At 78.2% G+C, this 12,625-nt stretch carries 6 protein-coding genes and 2 pseudogenes; all 8 read left to right on the top strand.

The features are described from left to right. Window positions 1-151: 151 nt before the first annotated feature. A complete protein-coding gene (locus tag CD790_RS21720; protein ID WP_144384970.1) occupies window positions 152-1,333 on the top strand; it encodes a glycosyltransferase family 4 protein in 1,182 nt (393 codons plus the stop codon). A gap of 1,376 nt (window positions 1,334-2,709) precedes the next feature. Next, a pseudogene (locus CD790_RS36945) lies at window positions 2,710-3,564 on the top strand (sugar transferase); the annotation flags it as partial. A 162-nt stretch (window positions 3,565-3,726) separates the two neighbouring features. After that, window positions 3,727-5,181 (top strand): O-antigen ligase family protein, encoded by a 1,455-nt coding sequence (locus CD790_RS21705; RefSeq protein WP_399218034.1) that lies wholly within the window; start codon window positions 3,727-3,729, stop codon window positions 5,179-5,181. A 380-nt stretch (window positions 5,182-5,561) separates the two neighbouring features. Then, a complete protein-coding gene (locus CD790_RS21700; protein ID WP_260867764.1) occupies window positions 5,562-7,166 on the top strand; it encodes a lipid II flippase MurJ in 1,605 nt (534 codons plus the stop codon). Continuing rightward, a pseudogene (locus CD790_RS21695) lies at window positions 7,156-7,857 on the top strand (polysaccharide deacetylase family protein); the annotation flags it as partial. The gene CD790_RS21700 and the pseudogene CD790_RS21695, both read left to right, overlap by 11 nt. A 959-nt stretch (window positions 7,858-8,816) precedes the next feature. Further along, window positions 8,817-10,013 (top strand): glycosyltransferase, encoded by a 1,197-nt coding sequence (locus CD790_RS21690; protein ID WP_144384968.1) that lies wholly within the window; start codon window positions 8,817-8,819, stop codon window positions 10,011-10,013. Between the two features lie 8 nt (window positions 10,014-10,021). Next, complete coding sequence (locus CD790_RS36050) at window positions 10,022-11,176, top strand: hypothetical protein (protein ID WP_260867763.1); 1,155 nt, start codon at window positions 10,022-10,024, stop codon at window positions 11,174-11,176. Then, window positions 11,173-12,456, top strand: coding sequence for a GNAT family N-acetyltransferase (locus CD790_RS21680; RefSeq protein WP_399217995.1), 1,284 nt, complete (start codon window positions 11,173-11,175; stop codon window positions 12,454-12,456). The genes CD790_RS36050 and CD790_RS21680 overlap by 4 nt, the downstream gene beginning before the upstream one ends. Window positions 12,457-12,625 lie beyond the last annotated feature (169 nt).

Genomic DNA, 12,625 nt, shown 5'->3' with positions numbered 1-12,625 from the left:
ATTGCGTCGAATGGGGGATGGTCCGGCGGTCACCCGGATGGCCAGTTCGTCAGCAACACTGACGGCTCATCAGCGCGCGTCTCGCGTGATTTTCATTCCGCTATCTGTCATGGTCTGGGGCGGTTTCAGCGGGCGAATACGGAGGCGAGACATGCGGATTCCCCTCCGGCCCACGCCGACCGTGCTGCACATCAGCCAGCCCGTCGACGGCGGTGTGGCCCGGGTGGTCGCCGACCTCGTCCGCGCCCAGGCGACGGCCGGGCTGCGCCCCGTGGTGGCCTGCCCGCCCGGCGGCACGCTCGCCGCCCAGGTGACGGCGGCCGGGGTGACGACGGTCCCCTGGGCGGCGCGACGGGAACCCGGCGCGCGACTGCCGCGGGAGGCCGCCCAGATCGCCCGCATCGTCCGCCGGACCGGCCCCGACCTGGTGCACGCGCACAGCGCCAAGGCCGGCCTCGCCGCCCGGCTCGCCGTCCGCGGCCGGGTCCCGACGCTCTACCAGCCGCACGCCTGGTCCTTCGAGGCCGCCGACGGGGCCACCGCCGCCCTGGCGTTGCGCTGGGAGCGGTTCGCCGCACGCTGGGCGCAGCGGATCGTCTGCGTCAGCGAGGACGAGCGGCGGCGCGGCGAGGGCGCCGGGGTGCCCGGCCGCTGGACGGTGATCCGCAACGGCGTCGACACCGGACGCTTCCGCCCAGCCGACGAGGACGCACGACGGCGCGCCCGCGCCGCCGTGCCCGCCCTCCGCGACCTGCCCGCCGACACGCCCCTGGCCGTCTGCGTCGGCCGGCTCTGCCGTCAGAAGGGCCAGGACCTCCTGCTGCGTGCCTGGCCGCGGACCGCCGCCGAGGTGCCGGGCGCCCGGCTCGCGCTCGTCGGCGACGGCCCCGAACTCGCCGCGCTGCGCCGCGCCGCCCCCGCCGATGTGCTGCTCCCCGGCCCGGCCGCGGACACCGCGCCGTGGTACGCCGCCGCCGACCTGGTGGTGCTGCCGTCCCGCTGGGAGGGCATGGCGCTGGCCCCGTTGGAGGCCATGGCCAGCGGGCGGCCCGTGCTGCTCACCGAGGTGACCGGCGCCCGCGAGTCGCTGCCCGTCGGGCACGCCTCGGCCTGCCTGGTACCACCCGACGACCCGCCCGCGCTGGCCCGCGCGCTCACCGTGCTGCTCCGCCGCCCCGCGCTCCGCGCCCGGCTGGGGCACGAGGCCCAGCGCCACGTCCACACGGCCCACGACGTACGGGACACGGCGGCGGCGGTCACCCGTCTCTATCGCGAACTTCTCGAACCGGCCCGGAACCCGTACACCGACCGCGGGGAGCTGTGCAGGGGATGAACACCGACAACGCAGGCGTGCCCACCCCCGGCCGGTTGCTGGCGCCCCGCCCGGCCCCGGCCCGCCCGGCCGCCTCCCTCTTCGGGCCGCGCCGCCCCGAGCCCCGCCCCGCGGCCCCGTCCCGCCCCACGCCCACCCGCCCCTCGCGGGGGACCGCGCTGCTCGTGGCCGTGGACTGCGTCGCCGCCGCCGTCGCGGCGATCCCGCTGCTCGCGGCGCACCCCCCGCCGGGCGACAGCGGCCGGGCCGCGACCGTGCTCACCCCGCCCGTGCTCGCCCCGGCCATCCCGCTGGGCCCGCCGGCATCGGCCGACCCGGTGGGCGGGTTCGCCCCGGCGGGCGGGCTCGCACCGACCGTCGTGGTCGCGGTGGCCGCGCTGGTCGCCATGGCCGTCGTCGCGCTCGGCGCGCGCGGCGGGCTCTATCGGCCGGGCCCCTGGACCGTCGCCCTGGACGAGGCTCCCAGGCTGCTGCGGTACTGCCTGCTCGCCTGGCTGCTGGCGGCCGCGGTGATCTCCGGCACCGACCCGCCGCGCTCGCTCGGCTGGCAGGTGCTGCTCACCGCCCTGGCCGTCCACGCGCTGCTGGCCTACGCCGGCCGCGCGGCCGTCCACCGGCTCCGCCGTCGTGCCCGGCGCCGGCATCCGCGCTCCACGCTCGTCGTCGGCGCGGGTCCCGCCGGCCGCCGGCTGGCCACCGTGCTGGGCGAGCACCCCGAGTACGGGATGCGGCCGGTCGGACTGGTCGAGCCGACGCCGCCGGCCGGCGGTCTCGGCGGTGGCGGTGGGGTGGAGGGCATGGGCGGGGTCGTCGGGCCGGCGGCTCCGGCGGCGGGTGTCGGGGCCGGTGGTCTGGCCGTGGGAGCCGTGTCCCTCGGCGCGGTGGCCCTGGGGAGTGAAGCGCCTCCGACGCCCGCGACGCCCCCGAGGCCCGCGACGGTATCGGCGGCCTCGGCGTCTCCGGCGCCACCGGCCGGCGTCGGCGGTCTGGCCATGGGGTCGGTCCCGCTCAACGCGGTGGTCGTGGGTGGCGTGGACGCCACGGTCGTGGGCGGCCCGCCCGGAGGGCAGGCTTCCGTCCCGGCCCCGGTCCCGATCCCGCTCCCGGGGGTGGGCCCCGGGCCGGGCGGGGGCGACGGAACGGCGGGCGACCGGGCGAGCGGGGCGGCGGGCGCCCCGGCCGCCGCACTTCCGACGCCGTCCCCGCCCCCGGGCGCACCACCCCCGCTCGGCCCGCCCCTCAGGTGCGCCCCGTCGCCGGCGCCCGCGACTCCGATGTCCGCTGCCCAGATGTCCTCGGCCCAGACGCCCGTGACACCGGTGCCCTCGGCCCAGACGCCCGCGGTGCCGATGCCTGCCTCCGCCCCGGTCGCGCCGCCGCTGCCGCTGCTGCACTCCTACGAGGACGTCATCCGGGCCGTCATCCAGAACACCGTCCGGGACGCGGTGTTCACCCGCGACCCCGCCGAGGCCCCGCAACTCGCCGCGCTCGCCCGGCTGCTGGTGGCGCAGGGCTGCGCCGTGTGGCTGCCCGGCGGCGCCCCCGGTCAGGTCGTCGAGCGGCTCGGGGCCGGTGGCCGGGCCCCGGGCCACCTCTCGGGGCACCTGTGGGGATTCGCCTGCCGGCGCCTCGACCCGCCGCCCCCCGGCCGCCTCGGCGCCGCGGGCAAGCGCGCGCTGGACGTCGCCGTCGCCGGCTGCGCCCTGCTGGTCACCGGGCCGCTGCTGCTGGCGTGCGCGCTCGCCGTACGCCTCGCCGACGGCCCCGGTGTGCTCTTCCGCCAGGAGCGGGTCGGCCACGGCGGCCGACCGTTCGTGATGCTGAAGTTCCGCACCCTGCGGCCCGCCGACGACCACGAGTCGGCCACCCTGTGGAGCGTCGCCCGCGACCGGCGGGTGAGCCTCGTGGGGCGGCTGTTGCGACGCTCCTCCCTCGACGAACTGCCCCAGCTGTGGAACGTGCTGCGCGGCGACATGAGCCTGGTCGGGCCACGGCCGGAACGCCCGTACTTCGTACGGAAGTTCAGCCAGGACCACCCCGGCTACGCGGCCCGGCACCGGATGCCCGTCGGGGTCACCGGGCTGGCCCAGGTGCACGGGCTGCGCGGCGACACCTCCATCGAGGACCGGGCACGGTTCGACAACCTCTACATCGAGACCTGGACGCTGTGGCAGGACGTCCGCATTCTGCTGCGTACCGCCGGCTCGCTGTTCCGGTTCGGCGGGAGCTGATCCGTGCCTCAAGCTGCCGGCGTGCCCGCGGCCGGGGTGCCGACCCCGGTGGCCGCGCCGGGGCGCGCGGCTACGGGCACGGCCACGGCCACGGACCCGGACGTGGGCGCGAGCGTGGGACGGGAAGCCGTACGGGAGCCGGCCGTGCCGGTCCGCACCGCCCTGAGCACGGCGCGGCGGACCACGAGCCGGTGCGCCGTGCCCTGGCGGGTGGTGCCCTGGCGGGTGGTGCCCGCCGTGGCGACCGTACTGCTGTTGTGCGTACCGGCTGGCCGGGAGGACGCGAGCGGGGCCGGGGCCGGGGCCGTCCATGTCACCCCCGCCGACCTGGCCAGCGCGGCGCTCGTCGGCTGCTGCGCGGTCAGCGCGCTGCGCCGCCGGGACCGGCCGCTGACCCGGCGTGCGGCGCTGCTGCTGGCGGCGCCCGTCGTCGCGTTCGCCGTGGCGACCGTCACCGGCTACGACCCGGCGACCGCCCTGACCGGCTTCGTGCGCTACCTCCAGGTCTTCGTCCTCGTCCCCGCCGCGCTGCTGCTCGTACTGCGTTCACGCCGCGACTTCTGGCTGGTGGCGGGGGCGCTCGTGCTGGCCGCCCTGGTGCAGGGCGTGGTCGGGTTGCGTCAGTACCTCACCGGCACCGGGGCCTCGTACGCCGGAGTCGACATCCGCGCGGTGGGCACCTTCGGCCCGCTGGACGTGATGGGCATGGCCGCCCTGGTCGCCCACGGCCTGCTCGTCCTGCTCGCCGTGGCGCTGGCGCCGCCGCCCGGCGCGGCCCGCTGGCTGCGCCCCGCCGCCCTCGTCGGGGCCGGCTTTCTGGTGGTGCCGCTGGTGATGTCGTTCAGCCGGGGCGCCTGGATCGCCACCGTCGTCGCCGGGGTCGCCGTACTGCTGCTCGCGGACGCCCGTCGCGGGCTGCGCGCGCTCGGGGTGCTGGCCGCGCTCGCGGCGCCGGCCGTCGTGGCCGTGGTGCTGGTGGGCGGGGCCGGCGGTCCCGGCCCGGCCGGCGTCGGCGGCGGTGTCGGCTCGGGAGCCGGATCCGGTCTGGTCGGCGAGCGGCTGACGAGCATCACGCAGGTCACCGACTCCCCGGACAAGTCCGTCTCCGACCGCTACACCATGTGGGCGGCGGCCACCGGCATCTGGCGCGACGCCCCCGCCACCGGGGTGGGGCTCAAGGGCTTCGCGGCCCATCGCGACGGACATGCCTCCATCGCCCTGTCCGCGGGCAGCGACACCGCCGGCGCGGGCCTGGACTTCCAGCGCCAACCGCTGCTGTCCCCGCACAACATGTACCTGCTGGTGCTCAGCGAGCAGGGCCTGGTGGGCGCCACCGCCGTCGTCGGCACTTGGGCGGCCCTCCTGCTTCTCGGTCTCCGCCGGCTGCGTCCCGCCGGCCGTGAGCCGGCTGGGGAGGGCGCGACCGGTGGCGCCGCGGGCCGGCGCCCGGACGCCTGCGGACTGGTCGCCGTCGGCCTCCTGCTGTGGCAGTTGATGGACTTCGCCTACGCCGACATCGGCGGCCCTTCCACCACGCTCACCGCCGTGCTGCTGGGCCTCGCCACCTGGTGGGCGCTGAGCCCACGCCTCGACGACCCCGCGGCGGCCGCGCGATGAGCGACACGGCGGCCTCCCGCCGCGCCGCGACGACGGGAACGGCTGCGGGGGCGGCCCCGGGAGCCCAGGGGCTGGGAGCCCAGGGCCCGGGAGCCGCGGGATCGGGCGTGGGACCCGCCCTGGCGGCGAGGGTGCCCGCCGGCTCGACCGGACCGGCCGGCTTGACTCGGGCCGCCGGGGTGGCCGGGCCCGCCGGGGCGGCCGTCGTCGTCCCGCCCACCAGGGAAGCCCCGCTCGCCCCGACGACCGTCCGCGCCGGGCGGTTCGGCCGATCCGAGCGCTTCGAGCGCTTCGAGCGATTCAGGCAGGCCGGTCGGGCCGGGCGAGTCGGGCGAGCCGGGCGGTCCCAGCGGACCGAGGGCTCCACGGGGGAGAGGTACGTGGCGCGGGCCGCCGTGGTGACCGCCGGACTGACCGCGGCGGGGTCGCTGTTCGGCCTGGTACGGGACCAGTTGATCGCTCACCTCTTCGGCGCGGGCGGAGCGACGGACGCCTTTCTCGTCGCGTGGACCGTCCCCGAGCTCGCCGCGACCCTCCTCATCGAGGACGCGATGGCCCTGGCCCTGATCCCCGCCTTCAGCCTGGCCCTCTCGCTGCGCGCGGCCGGCGGCACCGGGCGCACCGACCGCGCGGACCCGGTACGCCGGCTGCTGGCGGTGACCGCCCCCCGGCTGTTCCTCGCGCTGTCCTGCGGCGCGGTGCTGGTCGGACTCGCCGCGCCGCTGCTGGTGGACCTGCTGGCGCCCGGCCTCGCCGATCCCGGACCGGCGGTCGGCTGCACCCGACTCACCGCCATGACCGTGCTGACCTTCGGGATGGCCGGCTACCTCAGCGCCGCGCTGCGCGCGCACCACAGCTACCCGGCGCCCGCCGCCATCTACGTCGCGTACAACGTCGGCATCGTGGCCACCGTCCTCACGCTGCACGCCACGCACGGGGTCGCCGCCGCGGCGGCCGGGGTGGCCGTGGGCAGCTGCCTCATGGTCCTCGTGCAACTCCCGGCCGGCCACCGCCTGCTGCCGCGCCGCCTCCCCGCCGCCTCCCAGCCCCTCCCGGCACCTTCCGGCCCAGGCGACCAGGGGCCGCTCCCCGCGGCGTCGCTGCGGGCCCGGGCCGTACTGGCACCCGTCGTGCCCATCGCGCTGTTCGCGTTGGCGCGGCAGTCGCAGGTGCTCATCGAGCGCCACCTCGCCTCGGGGCTGCCGGCCGGTGCCATCTCCCACCTCAACTACGCCCAGAAGGTGGCCCAGCTGCCGATGGTCCTCTCGCTGATGGTCTGCACGGTGACCTTCCCGATGGTGGCGCGCGCGATGGCGGACGGCGAGGCGGAGCGGGCGCGGCGGCGGGTGGAGCGGGACCTGACGCTCGCCGGGCTCGTGGTGCTGGCCGGAACCGCGTACGTGATCGCGTATGCGCCGCAGATCGTGGAGGTGCTCTTCCAGCGCGGCGCCTTCGAGGCCCGCGACACCGCGGCGACGGCCGCGGTGATGCGGGTGTACGCGCTCGGCCTGCTCGGCCACAGCCTGGTCGGCGCCCTGATCCGGCCGTTCTGCTCCGCCGGCCGCCCCACCTGGTACCCCCTCGCGTCGATGGCGGTCGGACTGCTCGCCACCGTCGTCGCGGGGGCCGCCACCGCGCCGCACTGGGGCGTGCTCGGCATCGCCGCCGCCAACGCCTGCGGCATCAGCGTCACCGCCCTGCTGTTGCTGCGCGGGCTCGGTGCCCGGCTGATCGCCCTCCGGGTGGGCCGGGTGGCGGCCGGACTCGGCCGGCTGGCGCTGGCGGCCGCCGTGGCGGCGGCGGTCGGCTGGGCCACCGCGGCCGACGCCACCGGCGCGCCGCTCGCCCCCTCCGCCCCGGTCGCCGTCGCGGCCGGATGCCTCCTCGTACCCGTCGTCTTCGCCGTCACGGCCCTGGCCGTACGCGCGCCGGAAGTCCCGGAACTGCTCGCCTCCGCCCAACGAAAGCTGCGCCATGTCCGATGAACCCTGGCTGCTGATGTACCACTCCGTGAGCGCGTACACGCGTGATCCCTACCGCGTCACCGTCACGCCCGACCGGCTGCGCCGCCAACTGCGCTGGTTGCGCCAGCGCGGGCTGCGCGGGGTCGCCGTGGGCGAGCTGCTCCGCGAACGCGCCGCCGGCCGCGGCGCCGGCCTGGTCGGGCTCACCTTCGACGACGGTTACGCCGACTTCGTCGAGCAGGCCGTGCCGCTGCTGCGCGGATACGGCTGCACCGCCACCGTGTTCGTGCTGCCGGGGTTGCTCGGCGGCTGCAACTCCTGGGACCGGCACGGCCCGCGCAAGCCGCTGCTCGCCGAGGACGGCATCCGCGCCGCCCTCGCCGCGGGGATGGAGATCGGCTCCCACGGCTGGCGTCACACCTCGCTCCCGACCGCCGACGACGCCACCCTGTGGGGGGAGACGGCCGGCAGCCGGGAGGAACTGGAGCGCATCACCGGCGTGCCGGTGGAGGGCTTCTGCTACCCGTACGGCCACCTGGACCACCGCTGCGTCGCGGCGGTGCGGGCCGCCGGCTACGGCTATGCCTGTGCCATCGACCCCGGCCGGCTCACCGGTCGCCACGCGCTGCCCCGCGTCCACGTGGACGACCGCGACGCAAGCCTCCGCCTACGGCTGAAGCAACTGGTGCACCCGCTACGCCGCCGCCCTCTGCCGGCGGACACCGCGGCGGGCGCCGTCCCGGCCACGGCGTGCCCCACGCCGGCCACGGCGCGGGCCGCCGCGGCCGGCCCGCCCGGCACCACGGTGGCCGTGCCGGCGGCGGGGGACGCTTCCGGGGTCGGGGTTGTCTCCGCTCGGGTCGGGGTCGCCCCCGTGGTGGGTGGTGCCGCGGTCGTCGTTCCCACGGCTGGGCTTGCCGCTGCCGCGGCCGGGGGCGCTCGGGCGGTCGTCGGGGCGGCTTCCGCGGTCGGGGTCGCCCCCGCGACCGCCGTTCCCAGGGTCGCCGTTCCCTCGGCGGGGGCCGCTTCCGCGGTGGGTGATGCTCGCGCGGGCGTCGCTTCGACGGTCGGGGTCGCTCCCGGGGCGGGGGGCGCGCCCGGCGCTGCCGGGGTCGCTTGCGCGGCGGGTGCTCCGGTAGGCGCGGCCCGTCCGGCCGGGGCCGCTCCCGCGGTCGGGGTTGGTTCCGCTCGGGTCGGGGTCGCCCCCGTGAGCTCCGTTCCCGCGGTCGCCGTTCCCGGGGCGGGCGCCGTTCCCGCGGCGTGGGTCGCTTCGGCAGCCCGGGTCGGTTCCGCGGCCGGGGTCGCTTCCACCCCGGTCGGCGTCGCCCCCGCGAGCATCGCTTCGACGGTCGGGGTCGCTTCCGGGTCGGAGGGCGCGCCCGGCGCTGCCGGGATCGCTCCCGCCCGGGCCCTGGGCGGTCCCGCCGCGGTCGGGGTCGCTCCCGCCCCGGCTCAGGGCGGACCCGCCGTGGGCGAGGGCGCTCTCGCGGCCGGGGCCGCTCCCCCCTTCAGGGCGGCTCCGCCCGCCTCGCAGGCCCCGCCCGTCCCGACGGCTCCCGTGGAGGTGACGGGCCTGGCGCGGCTGTCGCCCGCCGCGGCGCGCCGGCAGCGGGCGGGCCAGGGGCGGGCCGGAGCGGGCGCCGGCGCCGGGGCGGGAGCGGGAGCGGAACGATGAGAGTGCTGCACATCATCACCGGCCTCGGCGCCGGGGGCGCCGAGCAGCAGTTGCGGCTGCTGCTGCGTCACCTTCCGGTCCGCTGCGACGTCGTCACCCTCACCAACCCCGGCGCCGTGGCCCACGGCATCCGCTCCGACGGCACCCCCGTCACCCACCTGGGCATGGGCGGCAACCGTGATCTGAGCGCGCTGCCCCGCCTGGTCCACCTCATCAAGGCCGGCGGCTACGACCTCATCCACACCCACCTCTACCGGGCCTGCGTGTTCGGCCGGGTCGCCGCCCGACTGGCGGGCGTACGGGCCGTCATCGCCACCGAACACTCCCTCGGCGGCAACCGCATCGAGGGCCGGCCGCTCACCTCCAGGACGCGCGCGCTCTACCTGGCCACCGAGCGGCTCGGCACCGCGACCGTGGCCGTCTCGGCGACCGTCGCCGACCGGCTGCGCGACTGGGGCGTGCCCAGCGGCCGGGTGCACCTGATCCCGAACGGCATCGACGCCCGCCACTTCCGCTTCGAACCCGGCGCGCGCGCCGCCGCCCGCAACCGGCTGGACCTCGGGGAACACGACTTCGTGGTGGGCGGGGTGGGCCGGTTGGTGCCGGACAAGCGGTTCGACCTGCTGGTGCGGGCGGTGGCCGCGGTGCCCCAGGCGCGGCTGCTGCTGGTCGGCGACGGTCCGGAGCGCGCCGCGCTGTGCGCGCTGGCCGACCGGCTCGGGGCGCGCCGCCGGATCCGACTGCTGGGGGAGCGCGACGGCGCGGTCGGAACCACCGGGGACCGGGCCGCCGACATCCCCGGACTGCTCGCCGCGATGGACGTCTTCGTCTCGCCGTCCTCACAGGAGTCCTTCGGACTCGCGGTGGTGGAGGCGCTCGCGGCCGGGCTGCCGGTGCTGCACATCGCCTGCCCGGCCATCGACGAACTCCCGCGCGACGCCGCGCCCGGGGCCCGGCGCGTTCCCCCGGACGCCACCGCCCTGGCCGAGGCGCTGCGCGAGCTCGCCGCCGCCGGGCCGGTGCGGCACCCGGTCCCGCCGGCGGTCGAGCGCTACTCCATCGCCCGTACCGCCGACCGCCTGCGGGCGCTGTACGAACGCACCTCCGCCCACTGGCCGGACCGCTGTGGCCACGGACCGGTGCCCACCGCGCCTCGCCGCCCCTTCCCCGCCCTCTCCGACCCCAGGAAGTGAGCGCCCACATGAGCGACATGACCGACACCACCCCCGCCGACGCCCTCGCCGACGCCACCGGCGAGCCCCGTACCGCCCCCGTCGCCCCGCCCGACGGCGCCACGGACGTCTCGCGGAGCCCCAGCCCGCACCTCGTCGCCTCGCCGTCCGTCGCCGCGGACGCCTCGGGAAGTCCCCACCTCGCCGCGACCGCCGTCGCCCCGACCGTCCCCGCCGCCCCCTTCCCGGGCGCCACGGCGGCCGCCCCCCTTCAAGCCTCCGGCTCCTCCGACTCCCCGCCCTCGGGCTCCTCCGGCTCCTTCGGTTCCTTCGGCCTCTCCCGGCCGCACGGACACCCCGGCCCCTCCGGACCCGCCGGGCCCCAGCCCGCCGCGGCGCTCCGCGACGGCCTTCCGCCGCGTGACCTCGGTCTGCCGGGCGACGAGCCGGACCCGGGGGCGCCCGCCGCGGAGCCGCCCGGTGGGCAGCGGCGACGGGACCGGGCGCCGGAGCGGCGCCGGCGCCGGATGCCGGGGTGGTTGATCCTGTTGCTGTGCACGGCGCTGGGCGGGGCCGGGGGAGCGGCGTACGGGTGGTTGACGCCGGCTCAGTACTCGGCCACCGGCTATGTCGTCGTGGTGCCGGGCATGGACTCCGAGCCCGCGACCGCGCTCGGCTTCGCGCAGGCGTACGGGCGGATCGGCACCGGCGGCGCCGTGCTCCTCCAGGCGCAGCGTCTCACCGGGCGGCCGGCGGCGGAGCTGCGCGACAAGGTGCGCACGTCGACCTCCCCGGACTCGCCGCTGATCGAGATCACCGGCACGGACTCCCGGCCCGCCCGCGCGGCCGCCGTCGCCAACGCCGTGGCCCGCGCGCTGACCCGGAAGGCCAACGCCGCCTCGGCGAGCACCGGCGTCAGCGTCACCGGGTTCGCCGCCGCCCTCGAGCCCGACGCGCCCAGCACCCCGGCGCCCCGTGTCACCACGGCGGTGGGCGGCTGCGCGGGTGCCGTCCTCGGCTGTCTCGCGCTGCTGGTCCGCCCGTCCCGGTCCGGCCGTCGCGGTGAGCGCCCCACCGCGGGTCCGGCCGCGCCCGCCGGGCACGAGCCCTCCGCCGGCCCCGAGCCCTTCGCCGCGCTCGGCGTGCCCGCCCCCGCCGGAGAGCCGGCGGGAGGCACCCGGTGACGACCTGGACCGTGGCCGAGTGCCGGGACCCGGCGCGGTTCGGCGCGCTGGCGGCGGAGTGGGACGCGCTCTACCGCGACTGCCGTACCGCCACCCCCTTCCAGACCCACGCCTGGCTCCACTCGTGGTGGCTGTCGTACGGCCGGCGGGGGCGGCTGCGGCTGGTCGTGGCCCGGCGGGACGGGCGGCTGGTGGGCGTCGCCCCGCTGATGCTGGCCTGGCGGCCGCTCCCGGTGCTGGTGCCGCTCGGCGGGGCCGTCTCCGACTTCTGCGACGTCCTGCTGCACGACGACTGCGCGGACGCCGCCGCGGCCGCGCTCGCCCGTGGGCTGCGCCGCGCGGCCGCCGGCGCGGCCCTGATCGACCTGCGGGAGGTGCGCCCCGGCGGGGCCGCCGAGCGGCTCTACGCGCACTGGGACGGTCCGCGGCGGCGCCTCGCCGACTCGGTGTGCCTGGAACTCCCCGGCCGGCCGCTGACCGAGCTGCTCCAGCGGTTGCCCGGGCCCAGCGCCCGTCGCACCCGGCGCCAGCTGCGCCGGCTGGACGCGCTCGGCATCGAGCACCGCAGCGTGCCCGCCGAGGAGATCCCGGAGTCCGTCGCCACCCTGCTGGAACTGCACGGCCGGCAGTGGCAGGGCCGGGGGATCACCCCCGAGCACCTCTCACCGCGCTTCGCCGAGCACCTCACCCGCGCCACCCGCCGACTGGTGGCCTCCGGGGGCGCCCAGCTCACCGAGTACCGGATCGACGGGCGGGTGCTCGCCGCCGACGTCACCCTCATGTCCCCGCGGATGTCGGGCGGTTACCTGTACGGCGCCCATCCCGACCTGCGCGCGATGAAGGCGGACATCACCGCCATGCTGCTGCGCCACGACACGGACCACGCCGTCGCCGCCGGCCGGCCCGTGCTCAGCATGCTGCGCGGCACCGAGCCGTACAAGCGCCACTGGCGGCCGGACACCGTCGTCAATCAGCGGCTGCTGCTGGCCCGCCGAGGCCGGGGCTGGGAGCTGCGCCGCTACGCGGCCCAGTCGGCGCTCCGGTCCCGCGCGGCGGGCGTGCTTCGCGACCGGCTGCCGGCGGCGGGGCGGCGCCTTCGGGGGCTGTGGCGGTGGACCCCGTTCGGGGCGGGCCGGCGCCGGGCCGCGCCGGCCCGGCGGCTCCCTCCCGAGCGGGCTTCCCGCCCGGCGGCTCCGCGCCCGTCGTCCGGTCCCGGAAGACCCGCGCCGCCTCGGGGTTCCGCCGGCAGCGCCACACCCCGTGCGGGCAGTAGTCCGTGATGCTCTGGTAGAGCGGCGGGTGTCGGGCGAACCAGTCGAGCATGCCGCGCATGTACGCCGGGTTGTCGCCGTGGCGGAACAGGCCCCACTCCGGGTACGAGTGGGGCTTGCCGTGCCGCGCGGCGAACTCCACCTGGTCGCGCAGCCCGTACGGCTGCTCCACCTGTTC

This window comes from Streptomyces sp. SAJ15, from assembly GCF_007595705.1.
Classification (GTDB): Bacteria; Actinomycetota; Actinomycetes; order Streptomycetales; family Streptomycetaceae; genus Streptomyces.
Note: the sequence above shows the minus strand (reverse complement) of the source record. Positions and strands in the feature narration are given on the sequence as shown.